Raw genomic sequence first — 19811 nt, 5'->3', positions numbered from 1 at the left:
AACCCATGTCTAATTCAATGTCTTTAGAAAAAATATTTATTATTATAGCGATCATACTAGGGTTTGGCTCTGCGGTTGACTTGATATATGCTTTAGCAGACGCAAATATTCAACTCGCTGAGGTATTGCGTTGTATCTTAAATATTGTTATCGCTGGCTTTTTATATCTTTATTTTAATAAAAAACATAAAGCAAAAGTTGAAGATTAAATACCTGGGCAAGTTAAGCATTACACTCGCCTATAATGACCTGCTTAACTCTTAAAATCATCTGCCCAGATGTTAAATTTATCGTGATCAATAACTCCTCGTCATTAATTTTTAGATAGTTGTTTTATATCAAAGTAAATAAATTTTTGTATGCTACTTTTAATTTATACCTATAAATAAAAGAAGATATTATGAGTAAAATATTCGTTGTTGCCGATTTATCAGACAGCAAACAAGTCGCTATAAAACGAGCTTGTGAACTGGCTAAAACTAAAAGCCAATCATTGCATATTGTTTATTTTTGTTATCAAAGTTTACGTCATATTCAAGATGATCCACAAAATATTAAACAAGCGGTAATCGATGCGGTCACCTATAACGCAGAAAAATCACTCAAGACCTTAGTGCCTGACGACATTGATTACAGTTATGAAGTCGTATGGGAAAAGCGTATTGACCATTGGATAAGTGACTACGCAAAACAACACCAGCTATCAATGGTAGTTAAAACAGCCCATCGCACTGAGACTTTCTTATACACATCTACCGATTGGCAATTATTACGCGCGTGCCCAGCGCCGATATTTATTGTCAGTGATCATAAATGGCGTAAATCGCCAAATGTCTTAGCCGCTATTGATTTAGAGACTAAGCGTAAAAGTAAACAAACACTAAATCATCAGATATTAACTGCAGCGAAAGAATTTGCTAAAGCGAACAACGCAGAATTATTTGTCTGTTATACCTTACAATTTTCAAAATTTTTACGTGACTTAGGTTTACAATACAAAGACGAACTAGAAATTAAAGCAGGGAAAACCCTAAAGCATAAAATTGAAAAGTTAGCGGCGGAATATGACATTCCTGTCGCGAATTTTTTTATTAAGGCTGGTGAACCCGAAAAAGTAATCCCCAGTATTGCGGCACGGCAAAAAGCAGGGTTAGTGGTTATTGGTACTATTGGTCGAAAAGGTTTGAAAGCAAAAGTGTTAGGTAATACCGCCGAGAAAATTTTAAGCTTGTTAAAATCAGACGTGCTAGCCCTAAAACCAGAATAACTAGCGGCTATTTAACCTCAATGATCACTGTTTTTTATGACTTTGACCAGGACTTTGATCAGGACTATGAGCAGAACTAATACCAAGCGTTTCGGCTATGCTATTTATAGCCGAAACTAATAGCCGAAACGGGCGCTGAAAAAGGATGATTCAGCGCTAGATGCTTATTTCTCGTCTTTACTTGGTTTAGCTTTACTGACCTTGGCTTTACTGGGCTTAGCCTTACTTTTTTCAGTTTTATTTTTTACCGTGGCATTATCGGTATCTTGCATCGGGGGCAGCATACCTTTAAGTAAACGGCCAAATATATCTGCACCGGTAATAATACGTTTAGTTTCACCCCATACCAGCAGCACATCGTGTTCAATAACGCCGTCGAAGTTTTTATCAATAGAGGTACTTACTTTCATTTTTAAAATGGCTTCATTTAACGATGTCGTTTCATCAGTGATAACAACCGGACGATGACAAAAATTGTAAGGGTCAAAGTTTTCTGACTGAAACAGTGCGCTACGCAAGAAGCCATCAGCATCAATAACAAGTAAAGGTTTACCTTCGAGGTTGGTTAATACCACCCAACTATAACCAGAATGATTTAGCATAGTTAAAAATGGATCGTCGGGGCCAGAATAAGTATCTGGCAGAACGGGTAAATCAAGCTTTGTTGGCAAGGCGATAATAGAGTTAGGGTCAATAACTTCACCTTCTTCTGTGACTCTAATTTCATCTAAAGCAAAAAAATTCAGGGCGCCAATACCCTCAACATGGTTCAAGTCAGCTTCTTCAGCGCTAATGTGCTCTTTAATAATACTGCCTAATTCACTTTCTGCTAAGTAGGTAATACCTTCTTTGCCCAACCAAGCGTCAAGTATTAGCGCACTTGGGCGAGTAACGGGGTAAAGCAGAAACTGGTAGAAGCGAATGATAGGCGCGAGCATGCTACCCATTTTTAACGCATTGCGAGAAAAGTAAGCCTGAGGCGTAATTTCACCCACCACCGTGATCACTATGGTTGAGAACAAAAAGGCGCCAACACCCGCAAGTACCGAGTCAGACAACATGGTTAACAAAACATTAATCCCCACATTGCCCCATAAAATAGTCGCTAATAAAAAGTTAGAATCGTTTCTCAGTGTTAATACCGTTATGGCGGCTTTATTACCTTTATTTGCTTCTACTTCTAGTTGTAGCCTACTGAGTGAAAAAAACGCTAAATTTAATCCAGAAAAAATGGCAGATTGTGAAATACAAAACACAATAGCAATCCAGGTGATAGTTTCTACGGGCATTACTTTTTTCCTTTTTTTACTTTTCTAAAGTAGCAGTAAGCTACCTAATCCCAAAAACACCACAAAGCCAACAATATCGGTTACTGTGGTTAAAATAACCGCGCCAGATAAGGCTGGGTCGATATTTAATTTGTTTAATAATGCCGGGATCATAACGCCGGATGCAGACGCGGTCAGTAAATTTAATAAAATCGCTAAGGCAATAACGAAACTTAATTCGATGCTGTCAAACCAAAAATAGGTAATTGCACCGATAACAATAGACCAAATGATGCCATTGACCCCGCCCACTTTTAACTCTTTTCGCAGCAGCACCTTTCTATTTTGTTCTGTTATCTGCCCTAGGGCTAAGCCTCGAACAATAACCGTTAAGGTTTGACTACCGGATACGCCACCCATAGAGGCAACTACCGGCATTAATACCGCCAAGGCTACGACTTGTTGTAGCGTTGCTTCAAAAAAACCAATAAACCAAGACGCCAAAAATGCGGTCAGTAAGTTAATACCAAGCCAAATGCCACGGTTTTTGGCGCTGGTGCGTACACTAGCGAATAAGTCTTCGTCGGTACTTAAACCCGCGGCGGTAGTCATTTGCTCTGTTTGCGACTCTTGCTTTACTTGATAGGCGGTTTCGACAGTAAATCGGCCAAGAAAATGTTCGTTTTCATCCACAACGGGTAGCGACATTTTACCTGATAATATGACCGTTTCCGCTGCAGTTGTTAACTCTTCATTAGCATTAAGTCTTGTTATCTCAGCAGAAAAAAGTGTTTTTAACGTGCTTTCGCCGTCACTTTGTATTAGCGCATTAATGGCGACAGTGCCGGTTAAAACACCTTCTTTATTGACCGCATAAAAGTCTTCGGTATAGGGCGATAGACCTTTTTGTAAAAGTAGCTGCGCACTAGTGACTTTAAGTTTTTCTGAAATGCGAACATAATTGTAATCTAACCAGTGACCGACTTCATCAACACTAAATTGCTGTGCCTGTTGATAAAGTTTTCGCTGTGAGTCATCTAAATTTTTTATCGCATATTTTAATAGGCGGCTTGGTATTTCCTCTGCAATTTCAATTACTTCATCAACATCTAGTTGGGCAAGTAACTCAAAACATTCCTCGTCGCTCAACGCCTGAATTAAGCTGGTTCGAGTGCCTTGTCCCATATCGACAAAAGCAGACCTTTGCATGGTTTCAGGGTAAGTAGACCAAACACTTAAACGCTTATCTTGTGGCAGTGCTTCAATTAACAGGGCAAATTGTTCTGGCGCGAGTGTTTCAATGGCCGAGCGCATTACCTGGACAATTTCTTGCGTATGCTCTGCAATGAGAATGTCGTCAATGACTAAGGATAATTTATCAATGGGATTTTCTAACATTTATTTATCCTTAAAGTTGTTTTAATAAAGGCATATGACCTTGTGTGGGAGGGTAACTGTTTGTCATTTACTCTTAACTTTTATGTTATTACTTTTAGTGAATTATATTCGGTGAATTAGATTCGTATTTAAAAACAAGTGTATTACAATCAAGGAGAAATAAGTTAGTTTTAATGCTAATTTAGTTCACTATTTTTCTAGCTTTGGCTTGTTGCTGCTTTTTTGACTTTATAACAATAAAATCAAAGGTCAGGGGTAATAATCATCCCGTTTAACTCGGGGCATATTGAGAGTATATAATGATAAAATGTATGTTGATATCAGCAACTAAAAAAACTGTCTTTGGTAGCAGTGAATTAATCAAGCAATGGCAAGAAAATGACGATACTACACTGTGGATTGATCTTGATAACGTTGAATTAGAAGAAGAGAAACGGCTATTAACGCAGTTTAATTGCCATCCTTTAGCGATAAATGATGCGCTTCGTGAGCGCCATCCACCTAAAATTGAGTTGTTTAACGATTATATTTTTATGCTGTACCGCGGCATTATTGCCAATGACGATGGTCTAAGATTTGCTCATTTGCAAATCAGTATGTTTATCGGTAAACGTGTACTCATTACCCGTCACCCACAAAGCTCATTAGCGATTAACGAGTTATTTTCCGAAAGCAGTGAAAAATACCTTAAGCGCAGCCCTGTGCATTTGGCACTGAGGCTTTTCCACAGCAGTTGTGGTTATTATCTAAAGGAAATGTTTAGTTTTGAAGCTGAGCTAGAAAAAATTGAAGATGACTTTCAATCAAGTGGTAATGACAAGATGATGAAACAAATTACCTCATACCGCTCACAACTGGTAAAAATAAGACGTACTTTTAACTACCATGTCACCATGGGAGAAAGGCTCAAAGCTTATGTAGATGATGAAGATACTGATCTAATCACAGATAAAGAAATCCATACGGTTAATGATTTACGCGAACGTTTAGACCGTTTGCTGAGCCTTTCGCAAATGTATTACGATATTTGCGGTGATTTAATCAATGGCTATATGTCTGTAACCTCGCATCAACTTAACGCCACTATGCGGGTATTAACCGTGATCACGGCATTATTCGTGCCTTTAACCTTTCTTGCCGGTATCTATGGGATGAACTTTGAATATATACCTGAACTAAAAGCAGCTAATGGTTACTTTATTTTATTAGGGGTAATGGCCGTGGTTTCAGTGGTGCTGCTGATGATATTTAAGAAAAAACGTTGGTTGTAGTAAATAGTTAAATGCTAATTTATTGGAAATTATACCCAATTAAACCGGTATAGTTTCTTAACTAGGCCTCGTTTCACTCAATAATACGTTTAAATGGCGGTAAAGAGTTTAATAAGTCTTTACCGTAACGTTTATTCACCACACGCCGGTCCATTAGTATAATAACACCATAATCTTTTTCGTTTCTCAGTAGTCGTCCAGTCGCTTGAATCAGCTTTTTCGAGGTTTCAGGTACTGAGATAGACATAAACGGATTGCCGCCTTTAGCCGTGATATATTCTGCTTGAGCCTCTTCTACTGGCGATGATGGCACCGAAAACGGCAACTTGGTAATAATCACATTAGTGAGATAGTCGCCGGGTAAGTCCAAGCCTTCAGAAAAACTTTGCGTACCAAAAATAATACTGTCTTCTTTTTTGTCACAAAGGGCTTTATGAGTTTCAATGATTTTTTGTCGAGACTGTTCGCCTTGCACCAAAATACTGAGTTTGGTTTGTTCTCGCAGGGCGGTCACCACTTTGTCCATTTGCCAATACGAGGAAAACAGCACTAGCGTCGCTTTGCCGCGTTTGATTTGTTCAGGCAACTTGGCAATTAATTCGTCAGTAAACTGATCCGCACTCGGCTCATATTGCATTTTAGGCACGATCAGCTGCGCGTTGTTTTGATAATCAAAGGGTGAATCAACTTTTTGGTATTGGCTGCCATCATCTGTTCTTAAACCCGCTTGTCGGCGAAAATGATCGAACGAGTTTAAAGCAAGAATAGTGGCAGAGCACAACACGGCGCCTTCACATTTTGACCACAGCATATTTTCTAAGGTGAAACCCACTTCGATTGGCGAGCCGCTCATTAAATAGTCAGTACGTTTGCCTTCAATTTGCTCCAGCCAACGCGCCATAGGGGCACCTTTGTCGCTATCCGTTTTGGCATACATTTGCCATAAGGCATTAAAATTTTCCAAGCGTTGGATCATAAAGCCAGATTCGGCCAACAAGGGTTCGGCTAAATACATTTGCGTATCACCGTCTTTCACCGATTCCATCAGCAGGTTATAAAGCTTGTTTAAATGCGTTAAACATTTTTTAGAACTCTGGGTTAAATCTTCCGCCCAATCCTTTAATGATTGCGGAATAACGCCGTTTTCAAAACGAAATTGCAGTGCTTGGTTTTGCATCTGCATCTGTTTGCTATTTCTCACCGCTTGGTGAAAATAAAGGCTGCGATTATTATCAATAAAACTCAGCACTTTTTGCATGTCAGCTAATATATCTTGGCAATCGTCAGCCATTTTTATTGAGGGAGAAATTGCGCTATTTGAGTTAACCAATTTTGCAATTTTATCACCAGTTTCTGGCAATTTACTCAGCCAGTCAATCGCGCCCTTAAGCGTCAGGTTTGCACTGGAGTGATCGCGTGTTACTTTTGGCAAGTGATGCGCTTCATCAATAATGTAAAAAGTGTCTTCAGGAGCCGGTAATATCTTACCGCCACCCAGTTCTAAATCAGCCAAGAGTAAACTATGATTAACCACTAACACATCAGCAGCGTCCATGGTCTCTCTGGCCTTATGAAATGGACAATGACTATGCTCTGAAACATGCTTTAAGCAACTATGTTTATCGGCTTGTATTTGTTGCCAAATATGATGATTAACTGACTCTGGCCAAGCGTCAATATCGCCGGGCCAACTATTATCATTGAGCGCTTGGTGCATCTTATTTAAGGTTCGAATATCACTCGCTTGGGGTTTTTCTGCAAAGGTAAAACCGGCTTGCGGGCTGTCGTCATTCGCCACCGCTTGCGCGAGTTTTTGCCGACAAACATAACGTTGGCGTCCTTTTGCTAAGGTAAAGTTAAAGTCTAAACCACTGTATTTTTTTAGAAAGGGCAGGTCTTTATCAACCAGTTGTTCTTGCAATGCCACGGTGGCGGTCGCTATACAGACTTTTTTGTTGCGATTTAACGCTAACGGAATAGCGCCAAGCGCATAAGCTAAAGACTTCCCCGTGCCTGTGCCCGCCTCAATAGTGATAATTTTACGTACTTTGTCGTAATCACCCGCCAGTGTTTTGGCAATTTCAGCAATTAAAAAGGTTTGCTGTTGGCGCGGGTTAAAGTTGGTGAGGTTTTCACCTATGCTTTTATAGGAGGTTCTAATAACTTGTTTAATTTTATCGCTTAACATCGCGGCTGTAGTTTCCTATCGACAAAAGATGATTTACACTGCTGTATATATTAACAGTTTGTCATGAGTAATTAGAACCATTAATGCAACTTTCTCCTGAAAACCTTCCTGACGTAGTTCAATCGTTAGCGAGCACTCGTGGTTTTCTGTTGACCCGAAATGCGGCAGACAGAAACAATCACCTTGAAATTACCCTGTGGTTGAAAACACCACAAGGGCCAGTGCAGCTGATTATTGATAACGAACGTGCGGTTTTTTTTGTTGAAGTTAGTGATGTGACTCATGTTAAAGACATTTTAGCTAAACAAGGCATTAACCTTGACGAGATAAAAACGCTTGCGCTAAAAGCATTTAACCAAGCCGCGGTGGCGGCCGTGTATTTTTTGACCTTACGTGATTTTTACCAAGCCCGCGCTGTACTAAAGCAAAAAGGTATTAAGTGTTATGAAGACGACATTCGCCCAGATGATCGTTTTTTAATGGAGCGTTTTATTACGGCCGATCTCACCTTTGCTGGTCAGGCAGTAAATTTGACTTCAGCCAATAATCAAGCTTACCAGCGCTTTGAGCAGGTTAAATGTAAACGTATTGATAAAGCGCAACAAACTGACATTGCACTGTCGAGCGTATCGCTTGATATCGAATGTTCAATGTCGGGTGAACTCTATTCTATCGGGCTATATAGCGAGCATTGCCAGCAAGTGTTGATGATTGCCAATGCAGAAGAAATAGCCCGCGAGCAACAAGCTACCCGTGATGTTGATATTGTTTGGCAAGCTAATGAACAAGAATTATTAGTGAGCTTGCTCGCTTGGTTTACTCAACACGACCCTGATATTATTATGGGTTGGAACGTGATTAATTTTGATTTTGCTTTATTACAAAATCGTTATGATTTATATGGCCTTAAATTTACGATTGGTCGAGATAAAAAAGCACCCCATTGGCGTAAAAATCAAAGTAGTGAACAGCAATTTATTGAAATTAATGGCCGTGTAGTGCTCGATGGTATCGACTTACTGAAAAGTGCTACTTATAACTTTCCCAGTTTCTCACTCGATAATGTCGCGAATACGTTACTAGGTATTGGCAAAAAAGTTGACGATGTTGATCACCGAATTCAAGAAATAACTAATAATTTTCATCATGATAAAACAGCGCTAGCAATTTATAATTTAGAAGATTGTCGCTTAGTGCTGTTAATTTTTCAGCATACGCAATTATTAGAATTTGCCATGCTCAGGGCACAGCTAACGGGTTTAGCCATTGATAGAATCGGTGGCTCTGTCGCCGCTTTTACCAACTTATATTTGCCTAAATTACATCGTAGTGGCTATATTGCGCCTAATATGGGCGATGGTGATCAAGGCTTTGAATCACCGGGCGGCTTTGTAATGGACTCTACCCCTGGGCTTTATAAAAATGTGCTGGTGTTAGATTTTAAAAGCCTGTATCCCAGTATTATCCGCAGTTTTAATATTGATCCTATGGGCTTGATTGAAGGTTTAAAATCACCAGAAACAGCCATAGAGGGTTTTGACGGGGCTTATTTTTCAAGAGAACAGCATTTTCTACCCGATATCATCACTGAGCTTTGGAAAGAGCGAGATATTGCCAAAAGAGATAACAATGCCGCCTTGTCACAAGCGATAAAAATTATTATGAATTCATTTTATGGTGTTTTAGGCTCAAACGGCTGCCGATTTTTTGATCCCCGGTTATCTGGCTCAATTACGAAACGCAGCCATAGCATACTAAAAACCACTAAATCATGGATTGAAGCAAAAGGTTATCAAGTTATTTACGGCGACACCGACTCAATATTTGTCCATGTCGGTGACCACCAAAGCGCAGAGCAGAGTAGGGCGCTTGGTAAAATTTTACAAGATTACATTAACCAAAAGTGGCAAAAATTACTTAAAGAACAGTTTAATATTGTTAGCGAGCTTGATATTGAATTTGAAACCCACTTTAGTCAATTCTTAATGCCAACCATTCGTGGCCAAGATATAGGTACAAAAAAACGCTATGCAGGCTTAGTACAAAAGGGTGAACAACAACAACTGGTGTTTAAAGGTTTAGAGAGTGTTCGCACCGATTGGACCGAATTAGCCAAGCAATTTCAACGTACTTTGTATTTGAAAATTTTTAATAACGAACCGGTTGCGGATTACATCAAGCAAATGGTGGCTGATACCTTAGCGGGTAAGCATGATGACTTACTTTATTATCGTAAACGTTTGCGCAGAAAGCTTGAGCTTTACGTTAAAAATGTGCCGCCACATGTCAGAGCAGCAAGGCTAGCCGATGAAATTTATCAGCAACAGGGAAAACCTCTTAAGTATCAAAATAAAGGTTGGATTGAATATCTCATGACCACCAATGGCCCACAAGCTAAAGGCTGTCAAAGCGCTGCTTTGGATTATCAATTTTACATTGATCGACAATTGCTGGCGGTAGCTGATGCTATTTTACCTTTTATTAATACCAGTTTTGATGAAATCACCAATAGCCAAATGAGCTTGTTTGAACGCTAAAACGGACAATTGAGCTAACTGACTAACACTGGTGGCAACTGATAGTGTTATACCCAGTTAATGCTTGCTTTGCTCTTAAGGGTTAAAGTGCTTAAGGGGTAAATTTATAAGGTGAATAACTCCTATCTCCTAACTTCTAACTACAAGTTATAGCTGGTATTTAATTGAGTTCAGAAAAAATTGATTATACCAATTTCATTAATTAGGTGGTCTACGTTATATGCAGGAAACATGACCAAATATAAGGCATTTATTTTAATAACTAGTGGTTCTAATTATTAAATAAATAACGCAGTAGTTGGTTATTTTAACCAGTAAAAATGATCAGATAATTAGTGAGATTGGTATTAATTAATCAAATGGCTACTACTCATATGATACTATTTTATCTGCTTAATACTGTTCACGACTATGTTATGACAAAATAAAGCGTGCTTCTTTACTTAATTCGCGATACAAATACCTATAGATGGCTAGATAGCTATAATGAATTTGAAAAGTGTGAACGTTAGCAAGCTTAAGTTAAAAATGAGTTAGCCGCTTGGTGAATGGTCAGCGCTGCTTGATGTCAAAAGGATAAGTCCCTTATCGAGCGATATCCAAAAAATACAACCGTGGAATGTAACCTAGAGATGAAAAAAGAAACAAAACTGATTAATGCCGGCCGCAAAAGTCAATGGACACGCGGTGTCGTTAACCCACCCGTAGAGCGCGCGTCTACCGTAGTATTTAACTCGGTCAAAGAAATGAAGCATGCCACAGCAAATAAAACTAATCAGGTGTTGTTTTATGGCCGTCGTGGTACTTCAACATCGTTCGCTTTTAGTGATGCGATGACCGAGTTAGAAGGTGGCGCAGGTTGTGCCATATATCCGTCGGGTACGGCGGCAATCACCAATGCCCTATTAGCGTTTGTTAAAACGGGCGATCATATCTTAATGGTTGATAGCACCTATGAACCCACCCGTGATTATTGCGATAAAATATTAGCTAAGTTAGGTATTGAAACGACTTATTATGATCCACTGATTGGTTCAGGTATCGAAGCGTTAATTAAAGCGAATACCCGTGTGGTGTTTCTTGAATCACCGGGCTCAGTTACCATGGAAGTGCAAGACGTTCCAGCCATAGCTGAAGTGGCTCATAGGCACAACTGTATCGTGATGTTAGATAACACTTGGTCAGCAGGGGTAAATTTTCAACCTTTTGATTACGGTGTTGATGTTTCAATACAGGCAGCGACAAAATATATTGTTGGCCATTCAGACGTCATGTTAGGTACCGCAACAGCAAACGCTGAGCATTGGCCACAACTGCGTGAAAGCAGCTATATTATGGGGCAATGTACCTCTCCCGATGATTTATACTTAGCCATGCGTGGTATTAGAACATTAAGCGTGCGTTTACAGCAGCATCAGGCCAGTGCACTTAAAATAGCGCATTGGTTGTCAACGCGCCCAGAGGTTGAAACTATTTTGCATCCAGCGCTACCATCTTGCCCGGGTCATGAAGCATTCAAGCGTGATTTTACCGGCTCAAATGGTTTGTTTTCGTTTGTATTAAACAAGGGTAATCAAGCGGCACTAACGGCATTTTTAGACAGCATGGAACATTTTAAAATGGGTTATTCGTGGGGTGGTTTTGAAAGTCTTGTTTTAGGTATTTCAAAGGTTAATAATATGCGCACGGCAACCACTTGGCCATATCAATTTCCCTTGATTCGTTTGCATGTGGGTTTGGAAAATGTTGATGATTTAATTGATGATTTAGCACAGGGCTTTGCGCATTTTAATCAAGTGCTTGAGCAACAAGGTAACTAAGAGCATTTTGTATCATTAATCTGTCAAGTTAGTATTGCAGTCGTGAACTTAACAATAGCAAGTGATTTAACTTAAGCGTTAGTAGAAAATTTTGTTTAACGACTAATGTTAAATAAAGCCTTTTAAACGGGCTTTGAATTTAATCATAAATTGATTCAAAGCCGTTTTCTAGCGGCTATGAGCATGACCTATTTTGCATCGCTACAACTTATCGCAAGATAAAGCACTTTTCATTGAATTATCTTTTTCCTTAATTTTTAGGGTAAACCAGCACACATTAGCATTTTTCAGGCGTGCACTTATAAAATACAATAAAGTGTTTGCCTGCAAGCACTTTTGAACCTTATCATTTAGCCAGAGTTTAGCCCTACTTTCAACGGATATTATTGTCTAACAGATCCTGATACGGGTTATAAAAATCAAAGACCAAATATCAAACACCTAATGCTTTACTGCTTTTAAAACATACCCGAACACAACGAGTGAGGGATGATCAAAACAGTTTACTTGTTTTCATCCTTCGCCTTGTTGTAATATGTGAGAAATCATAATTATAGTCAGCATTATGGCAAAGTAAGTTGTGATCCGTGTTCTATGTATAGTACTTGATATAAGAGAGTTGAATGAATAATGATTCACCCGTAAGAAAAGGTTTATTTCAACTTTTATATTCTGTGATAGAAACAGGTGTTTGCCGCGTTATTACCAGCAAATCTGAAAAGCTGTTAGCGAGTTTAAAAAAAACCTATATTGAAAATATCCCTGAACATCATCAAGTTGTTTTTTTACCAGGAAAAATTGAGCACCTCGATGATTTAACTCGTGTCTTAGTAACGGCGGGTATCGATCAGTTTTCCTCAATAGAAAATAACCAACAATTCCTTGAAAATGCCAAGCAATATTTAATTGAGAACAAAGACAAAGAAGTTATCACTATTTGGGCATTTGAAAATGCTGATTTGATTGCAAGTGATATACATGACTTGTTAGGACAGCTACTGGCATGGCAACGCTATGGTAGCTCATTATTGACCATTGAATTATGGGGCCATACCTTATTAGAAAAATTATATAGCTCAGGGGAAATTAGCCAATATTATCAAAGTAAAATTTACCCTATTAATCTTGATGAAAACCTCACTCTTAAGTCAAAAATCGCCTTATTTAACTTCAAATCAATTAACTTTAAACTCTTCATTGCTTTAATGGCCGGATTACTTTTAGGCCCGCAAGTAGCCCCTTTGCTAGAAAAATTGTCAAATATTTATAATAGCTCAACACAGCCAACAATAAATGTAGTCAATAATATAAACACAGAGAAACTAGCGCCAAAAGCAATAGCAGTAAAGCCTGCGTTTGACGATGAGAATAACAAGCAAGCCGAGATCACCAGACAAGCAAATGTTCTAGCACTTAATGATAGTGCAGAATTTAAAGAAAACGGGCAAAACCTCGCTATAACATTAGCAAGCAATACAGATGAAACAAACAAAACAAACGATATAGAAGCAACAGATAGCACAGCTGAAAAAAATATTAATATGCACAATATCAAAGTTGCAGAGCATATTTTAACGCCAGAAAAACCACATTGGTACTTTAAGCTTTTACCGATCGAGTGGCTAAGTGATTATAATATTAATTTAAATCATCAATTACAGACAGAAAATAACCAAGTCTATATTCAGTATGGCGTATATAAACATAAACGTTCTGTTATCAGATTTGCTACAGAAAACAGGTCATTAAGCGATTATTATCATTTATGTTATTCATCTGAATGGCAAATGGTGGCGTTGATGACAGGTGCTTATCAAGACTATCGTCAAGCCTTCAAAAGTTTGATTAAGATAAAAGAACAAGGCTTTGATGGCATTATTGTTAACTCATCTTATTTAAATGCATGGCAATGTAGTAATCAAAATTAATTATCATCAAAAGGCCAATTTTATTGGCCTTTTGTGCAAACCTTGATGGACATTTAATGCCTAAGCGTTTAATACCAATATCACTAATTATCTGATGATTTTTACTGGTTAAAATAACCAACTACTGCGTTATTTATTTAATAATTAGAACAACTAGTTATTAAATAAATACCTTATATTTGGCCATTTTTCCTGCGTATAAAGTAGACCACCTAATTAATGAAATTGGTATAAGCAAGACTGACTTATAATAAACCCGATTTTGAAAGTAACAAAGTAGCCACATGTATAAAAAAACAAGTAAAAAAGAGGCAAAGCCACAAGTGATTTCTTATGATCGGGTCAAATCTTATATGATTTGGATGATTGAAAGGTATGGAGATTACTCTGCAAAAGCGTTACTTCAAAAAGCCAATATGTTGTTTAAAGATGATACTCAATTTAATGAGCTAGCACTTAATTATCTGATAGAACATGACATTATTAATGATTTTCGTTATGCAACACGCTTAACGACAAGTTTATCAGAAAAAAATATTGGCCCTAATAAAATCAAAGAAAAATTGTATGTAAAGGGATTTGCATCCAAGATCATTAATGACTGTGTTGGGGCGTTAGAAACGTCTGAGGATGATTATTTTGCTAAGGCGCTTTCATTAAAGATCAGAAAGTTTGGCGAAGAGCCTATTGACGATATGAAATTAAAGCAAAAAGCGCTACGGCATTTAATATCCAAAGGCTTTACCTACTCAATCGCCGATAAAGCGGTCAAATTCAGTGAACAAGGCGATAAATAAACACTTTCTAATGTCGCTAATCAGATAGCTACATCAATCAAAAATAGGCTTTATCAAACATAAGCAATTATGGCTAAAGCATGCTGCACCATGGCTTATGTTTGATAAAGCCTAAAACAGTGTAAGCGACTAAAAAACCATCAATGAAGATAAAGTCACTGCTCTTATTTGCCTGTACTGTGATAAAAAATCTGGTACTTTTAATAAGGTTAAGAAATTTACTTATTAAATTTATTAACCGCTGTCAGTAATTGCCGACAAGAAACCTGCCCAACCAACTTACCATCTTCAATCACAGGTCGACGACGATGTTTTTTTAGTAGCATGTCCTGAGCGACATTGATAATGTCATCACTAGGGTGAGCAACAACTATATTTTCTTTAGTCATATATTCACTCACTAAACCAACACCAATATTGTTGTAAGTGCTTTCGAGTATGGCGGCTAAACAATCCATTTCGGAAAGTACGCCTACGAGGACTTTCTTTTCATTTATTACACAAACCCCTGAGACTTTATTATCTATGATGATTTTCATCGTATCTAATAAATTATCATCCTCTTTGACCTTGATTGGGTTAGTGATCATATAATCGCGCAAACCAACTGATTGAAGCATGGTAAATCACCTTTTAGTTTAGTAATAATCTTCATTATGTAAAAAGATAGACCGGATATTTTTTGAGCTTAAGTTTCGGTCATTGAGCTTAATAGAATATAAACGGCATATCTAATATAAGTCAAAGAATACTATAAATTTTTTTCAATCCAGCGAATAATAAGCGATGAAACAAGCGAATAAGCTATGGTTATAGCCATTTGATTAATTAAGCGTTCTACTTTTTCATGAGAAAAAATGGCTAAATACAAGCTATAAAATTTACTTAGTAGGTATTCACCTTATAATTCTTATAACACCAAAGTTTTGAATTTTAACCATTAAAAATGCAAATAAAAAATCTCTTATATATTAAATAGTCGATCATAAATATCTTCATTTTACTGTTAACAATGGCAGGCTCGATAGTTCGCCTTAAATAAACGCTTCAAACATTTATTAGCATCATGTTGGGTTAGTCATAGTTAGATGAGTTGTGAACTAGCCATAGCTTTATGCTTTGATACCCAGTGTTTTTAAACTTGTTTACCGCAGACGTTAGTTGCCAAAAGGCTTAGTTAAATAGTACAACTGTCGCTCTTCAAAAATTTCGAGAATGGATTATCTGGCTTGATAGATGGTGTAGGCTGACATGTGAAATAATTTATTATTTTTCGGGGCAAAACGAGTAAGAAAAAAAGTCATAACGTCACAAATCATCAGAAAATTATTATGCTTATTTTGATGGGCCAAAAAAATGAGCGTTTAGTGGTTTCTCTGTTTTCAATCCTAATGACTGCCTCAAGGCTCAAAGCTGCCGTTCAAATTCGATAAATGAACATTTACAGTTAGCCTAAGTAGTCATTAAAGCAGCGCTTTGGTCTATCACGCTTCGGGGCACTTAGCGAGATAGCCAATCTGTCAATTCATCGCCAAACAAGTCATATTTGCCTATCTTGTTTACTTTGGCGATTGCTCACCTGTGGATATCAAAATATGCAAGTATTTGCACACGTGAGCCTATTGAGCAGTTTACTTGGTCAGATCATTATGCGATAAAACGCCGCTTGAGGTTAAAAACAGATAGCTTTAAAAAGTAACACGCTCATAGCCATAAAGAACAAGTATTAATATGGCGCTTGTTTGATATTATGCCTCTTCTCTGAGCAAACATCGTCCTCTTGGTTCATCACCTTCATGAAGTACAACGTCGGAATGTAGGAACTGTGCCGCCTCTGCTGAGCCTTTCACTTTAGAAGCACTGCGGGTCAACATTTCTGTTTCAAACTCAGTTAATACACTTGCTCTTACACCCGCTTCTCGCCATTGAGACATAGGTCTACATCCTATGGATATGCCCCGAGCCAATGATAGCGCGTCTAACAGCGCTTGATTCGCCCCTTGCCCTTTAAATGGACTCATCGGGTGGGCTGCATCGCCGATCAAGGTTACTTTACCTGCTTTTTCCAGTAATTCTGCATTAAGTAACTCACGGTCATAAGCAGGGTAACCAGAAACTAGCGCTGACTTAGTAGCTGATAAAATTTGAGGAATGGGATCATGCCACTGACATCTTTTAGAGGCTTCTTCTTTAAGTGCTTGAGGACCTTTAGCGCTCAAGGCTTTAGCGTTCTCCTCTGTTATAGGGAAGCTAAGTTGCCACATTACCGACTCTGAATCATAAGGCATGATGTAGATTCGTTCATGGCCATTGGCGGTTTGAAATACCGTAGCCGAGTCGAGCAAAGGGCTTTCAAGCCCGTTGAGATCAGCCAAAGGACAGATACCTAAAATCACAATACAACCTAGGTATTGTAGTGGTTTTATATCATCTCCAATCAATAATTTTCGTACCGAACTGCGGATACCATCGGCACCCACAAGTAGATCGGCCTTAACATGCTTTATTTCTGCGCTGCTCTCGTTCTTGGTCTTTCCTTTAGTGTTAACTTTAAAGATCAGATCAACGGCCGCACCTTCAGTTTCCTTAAAATCAACTAATTGGTGATCCCACTTAACAGCATCATGACCACCCAGTTGCTCAAGTAAAGCAAAGCGTAAAGATTGGCGGGCGATATGTATATTTCTGCGTTTCACAGAGGTCTTGATCTCAGACGGCAACCACTTTCTTATGCCCCATTCTCCAATCTCTTTGCCATCGGTGGTGTGTACCACATGTCTTGTAGAAATTACGCCATGCTTTAGTGATAAAATGCCTAATGCTTTGATTGCCTTACTTGCTTGTTGCAACGTGAGGCCATAACCTTGAGAGCGAGCACCAAAGCCGCTATCACGTTCATAAAGTGTAAAAGGAATACCGCGGTGTTTACATGCTACCGCCAAAGCTACTCCACCTATGCCACCACCAATAATAGCAACGTGTGGGTAGTTTTCTGTATCGGCTGTAGGATGACTAGCTGATTGAACTAAGCCAGAGCCGCTACAGTTCAAACAATCATAGAGGTGACCTTTTGGTTGAACGGGGGGCGTGCCTTGGGCATTCATTTCTTCAAAGTGCGCTAACGCTCTTTGAAAGCTGAGTTTCACTTTTTTGCGCAGCTTTCTCCTTTTTTGGCTGCGTCCCTGACATTCCTGACAAGTAGTCCAATTATGCTGTGTATTTTCCAATTCTTTTTACCTTTTTGTTTCGCCATAGATGACTCAGTCACCATCTATAAGGGGCATTTTAACCGATACAGTGGATGTTAGCCTAATAGTAATATTGTGGACGAAAGCGCCTTAGGAAATATATGCTAATGTCATCTATCCCAGCATGTAGCAGACATTAGATTGAGAGTAGCGCTTGCAAGAAAAAGGAGTAATTAAAATTAACTCATCTAGGTCATCTGTTAGCGATCAGTTGACCTAAAGAACAACCAATAGCTAACGATTTTTACACGCAATTAATTAGCGTTATAAATTCATTCTGAACGCGGCCTGTAGTAGCAGATCGGACTATTTATGGAGATAAATTTACGCGTGAATTAGGTCTTCTATGTGGCAAAAGTGATCATTAGCAGTTAATCTAATTTAGTGATTAGTAGTCTCAAACATTATTCGTAGTCACATATGATGTTAATTTTTCTCACCTCGTGACGCGATTCTCATTTTTTATGACATGTCTACACAACAGGTTCTAATATACGCTTGCAGGTAAAACACATTTCAGGACAGAGTAAAGCAAAAGGCCGAGCAAGTTATAAATAATTTATAAACTACTCGGCCTTTTGCTTTGTTTTACTATTTCTGTAGGTATAACGAAGTTTTATTTTTTACCTAATAGGGTGAAAATTTTCTTGGCAATGTCAGTGTTGTCTTGAAAACCTGAAAACATTTCACTGCCTTTGCCAAAGGCAAATACAGGCACATCGATACCGGTATGGGTACCTGAAGGACTAATTGATCCCCAACCTGTGTTGGTTTTTATATCAATAATTTTGGTGATAACATTAAGTACAGACTGGTATGGTCTAGGCTTTCTTTTAGCTTTTTTTACATCAGCAGCTAATAATTTAAATTGCTTAACAACTTGGTGATCAGCAAGTTTAGCTTGTTGTAAATTTTCCATATCTGCAGCTGTTATTTTAAATGACAGCAACTCACCCAGTTGTGTCAGAGATAATTCCTTATCCATAAAACGTTTTGCTATTGTTTCTGGTGACATGGTCATGCTACGTAAAAATTCTGGCTTCCATAAATATTTACTGTTGATATTAGCGTTAGAGCGTTCAGTTTTTTTACCAATACTTAAGCCACCAGTACTATGATCGGCTGTGATCACCACTAAGGTATCTGGATGTTCTTTAACATAAGTTTCAAGGTATTCTAAGGTTTTGGCTAAATCGTCCATTTCATGCATAGCGGCGGCAATATCTCGAGCGTGTCCGCCATAGTCAATTCGGCTACCTTCAATTAACATGAAGAAGCCGTTATCATTTTCTAATTGCTTTGTTGCCGCTTGTGTCATCATGGATAAACGGTACTTGTTAGTATCATCCAAGGCCCAAGGTAAACCAGTTTTAGCAAATAAACCTAGTACGGGTTTATTTGCTGGGATAGTGCTTATTTCACTATATTTATCAATGTAGTGGAAACCTGATTCTATAAACTCATCAACAATATTTCTATCTTCACGAATAAAGTATTTCCAGCCACCACCAAAATATAAGTCGGCTTTGATGCCATCATCAATGTAACTGTCGGCAATAGCATTGTAATTATAGCGATGAACATTATGAGCTAAATAAGCCGCAGGGGTGGCGTGATTAATTTGCAAGGTAAGCACAACACCGGTTTTTTTGCCACTTTGTTTGGCATATTCCAAAACGGTTTCAACGGGCTGTTTGTTAACATTGACGCCGATAGCGCCATTATAGCTTTTAATACCGGTTGATAATGCGGTAGCGCTAGCGGCTGAGTCGGTAATGTAACCTGACTCAGCAGCTGGATAGGTACTGCTATTACCGACAAAGTGACGGTCAAAAACTGTTTGTTCTATTTCAGCTGTATTAGGGTCGTCATGAAAATAGCGATAGGCACTGGTATATGCTGGGCCCATACCATCACCAATAATCATAATGATATTTTTCGGGCTACTGTCTGCAATAGTGCTTGTTTTAGCATCATCAGATGCTTGTAGCTGACCACAAGACAAGATCATCAAGCTGGTTAATAAGGTTGGAATGAATTTTTTCATATTGATTTCCGTTAAATATTATTGGTAAATATAACTGCTTAA

At 38.4% G+C, this 19811-nt stretch carries 13 protein-coding genes; 7 read left to right on the top strand and 6 right to left on the bottom strand.

Features of this window, described 5'->3' with window-relative positions; all coding sequences use genetic code 11:
• Positions 1 to 5 precede the first annotated feature (5 nt).
• Together H4J41_RS14175 and H4J41_RS14170 are read left to right on the top strand one after the other, a co-directional pair.
• Complete coding sequence (locus H4J41_RS14175) at positions 6 to 209, top strand: hypothetical protein (protein ID WP_182136830.1); 204 nt, start codon at positions 6 to 8, stop codon at positions 207 to 209.
• A 191-nt stretch (positions 210 to 400) separates the two neighbouring features.
• The gene (locus tag H4J41_RS14170) at positions 401 to 1267 is read left to right on the top strand and encodes a universal stress protein (protein WP_182136829.1); all 867 of its coding nucleotides are present in this window, start codon (positions 401 to 403) and stop codon (positions 1265 to 1267) included.
• A 164-nt stretch (positions 1268 to 1431) separates the two neighbouring features.
• Here H4J41_RS14170 and H4J41_RS14165 read toward each other — a convergent pair whose 3' ends face one another.
• Together H4J41_RS14165 and H4J41_RS14160 are read right to left on the bottom strand one after the other, a co-directional pair.
• A complete protein-coding gene (locus H4J41_RS14165; RefSeq protein ID WP_182136828.1) occupies positions 1432 to 2556 on the bottom strand; it encodes a DUF21 domain-containing protein in 1125 nt (374 codons plus the stop codon).
• A 24-nt stretch (positions 2557 to 2580) separates the two neighbouring features.
• Positions 2581 to 3933 (bottom strand): magnesium transporter, encoded by a 1353-nt coding sequence (locus H4J41_RS14160; RefSeq protein WP_182136827.1) that lies wholly within the window; start codon positions 3931 to 3933, stop codon positions 2581 to 2583.
• A 311-nt stretch (positions 3934 to 4244) separates the two neighbouring features.
• Between H4J41_RS14160 and H4J41_RS14155 the strand changes: the two genes are divergently transcribed.
• Positions 4245 to 5204 carry a magnesium transporter CorA family protein gene (locus H4J41_RS14155; RefSeq protein ID WP_182136900.1) on the top strand — a complete coding sequence of 320 codons (960 nt, stop codon included), beginning with the start codon at positions 4245 to 4247 and terminating at the stop codon, positions 5202 to 5204.
• Between the two features lie 73 nt (positions 5205 to 5277).
• Here H4J41_RS14155 and dinG read toward each other — a convergent pair whose 3' ends face one another.
• Positions 5278 to 7392 carry an ATP-dependent DNA helicase DinG gene (dinG, locus tag H4J41_RS14150; protein ID WP_182136826.1) on the bottom strand — a complete coding sequence of 705 codons (2115 nt, stop codon included), beginning with the start codon at positions 7390 to 7392 and terminating at the stop codon, positions 5278 to 5280.
• Positions 7393 to 7475: 83 nt separating this feature from the next.
• On the opposite strand from dinG, the gene H4J41_RS14145 reads away from it, so the two are divergent.
• The 4 genes from H4J41_RS14145 (at position 7476) to H4J41_RS14130 (ending at position 14474) form a co-directional block, all read left to right on the top strand.
• Positions 7476 to 9929, top strand: coding sequence for a DNA polymerase II (locus H4J41_RS14145; protein WP_182136825.1), 2454 nt, complete (start codon positions 7476 to 7478; stop codon positions 9927 to 9929).
• A gap of 632 nt (positions 9930 to 10561) precedes the next feature.
• Positions 10562 to 11749 carry a cystathionine beta-lyase gene (locus H4J41_RS14140; protein ID WP_182136824.1) on the top strand — a complete coding sequence of 396 codons (1188 nt, stop codon included), beginning with the start codon at positions 10562 to 10564 and terminating at the stop codon, positions 11747 to 11749.
• A gap of 623 nt (positions 11750 to 12372) precedes the next feature.
• Positions 12373 to 13677 (top strand): hypothetical protein, encoded by a 1305-nt coding sequence (locus tag H4J41_RS14135; RefSeq protein WP_182136823.1) that lies wholly within the window; start codon positions 12373 to 12375, stop codon positions 13675 to 13677.
• A 284-nt stretch (positions 13678 to 13961) separates the two neighbouring features.
• On the top strand, positions 13962 to 14474 hold the full coding sequence (locus H4J41_RS14130) for a regulatory protein RecX (protein WP_182136822.1): 513 nt from the start codon (positions 13962 to 13964) through the stop codon (positions 14472 to 14474).
• 218 nt (positions 14475 to 14692) lie between these two features.
• On the opposite strand, the gene H4J41_RS14125 is transcribed toward H4J41_RS14130, so the two are convergent.
• From H4J41_RS14125 to H4J41_RS14115, 3 genes are all read right to left on the bottom strand, one after another.
• Positions 14693 to 15094 carry a CBS domain-containing protein gene (locus H4J41_RS14125; protein ID WP_220460897.1) on the bottom strand — a complete coding sequence of 134 codons (402 nt, stop codon included), beginning with the start codon at positions 15092 to 15094 and terminating at the stop codon, positions 14693 to 14695.
• Positions 15095 to 16222: 1128 nt separating this feature from the next.
• Complete coding sequence (locus H4J41_RS14120) at positions 16223 to 17701, bottom strand: NAD(P)/FAD-dependent oxidoreductase (RefSeq protein WP_182136821.1); 1479 nt, start codon at positions 17699 to 17701, stop codon at positions 16223 to 16225.
• A 637-nt stretch (positions 17702 to 18338) separates the two neighbouring features.
• A complete protein-coding gene (locus H4J41_RS14115; RefSeq protein ID WP_182136820.1) occupies positions 18339 to 19769 on the bottom strand; it encodes an alkaline phosphatase in 1431 nt (476 codons plus the stop codon).
• Positions 19770 to 19811 lie beyond the last annotated feature (42 nt).

Source organism: Colwellia sp. MB3u-45 (genome assembly GCF_014077005.1).
Classification (GTDB): Bacteria; Pseudomonadota; Gammaproteobacteria; order Enterobacterales; family Alteromonadaceae; genus Cognaticolwellia.
This window is presented reverse-complemented; position numbering and strand designations above follow the sequence as displayed.

What these genes read in the sequence shown, in the direction of transcription:
- H4J41_RS14175 (WP_182136830.1), top strand. Translation starts at nt 6, where the DNA reads ATGTCTAATTCAATGTCTTTAGAAAAAATATTTATTATTATAGCGATC.
- H4J41_RS14170 (WP_182136829.1), top strand. Translation starts at nt 401, where the DNA reads ATGAGTAAAATATTCGTTGTTGCCGATTTATCAGACAGCAAACAAGTC.
- H4J41_RS14165 (WP_182136828.1), bottom strand. Translation starts at nt 2,556, where the DNA reads ATGCCCGTAGAAACTATCACCTGGATTGCTATTGTGTTTTGTATTTCA.
- H4J41_RS14160 (WP_182136827.1), bottom strand. Translation starts at nt 3,933, where the DNA reads ATGTTAGAAAATCCCATTGATAAATTATCCTTAGTCATTGACGACATT.
- H4J41_RS14155 (WP_182136900.1), top strand. Translation starts at nt 4,245, where the DNA reads ATGTTGATATCAGCAACTAAAAAAACTGTCTTTGGTAGCAGTGAATTA.
- dinG (WP_182136826.1), bottom strand. Translation starts at nt 7,392, where the DNA reads ATGTTAAGCGATAAAATTAAACAAGTTATTAGAACCTCCTATAAAAGC.
- H4J41_RS14145 (WP_182136825.1), top strand. Translation starts at nt 7,476, where the DNA reads ATGCAACTTTCTCCTGAAAACCTTCCTGACGTAGTTCAATCGTTAGCG.
- H4J41_RS14140 (WP_182136824.1), top strand. Translation starts at nt 10,562, where the DNA reads ATGAAAAAAGAAACAAAACTGATTAATGCCGGCCGCAAAAGTCAATGG.
- H4J41_RS14135 (WP_182136823.1), top strand. Translation starts at nt 12,373, where the DNA reads ATGAATAATGATTCACCCGTAAGAAAAGGTTTATTTCAACTTTTATAT.
- H4J41_RS14130 (WP_182136822.1), top strand. Translation starts at nt 13,962, where the DNA reads ATGTATAAAAAAACAAGTAAAAAAGAGGCAAAGCCACAAGTGATTTCT.
- H4J41_RS14125 (WP_220460897.1), bottom strand. Translation starts at nt 15,094, where the DNA reads ATGCTTCAATCAGTTGGTTTGCGCGATTATATGATCACTAACCCAATC.
- H4J41_RS14115 (WP_182136820.1), bottom strand. Translation starts at nt 19,769, where the DNA reads ATGAAAAAATTCATTCCAACCTTATTAACCAGCTTGATGATCTTGTCT.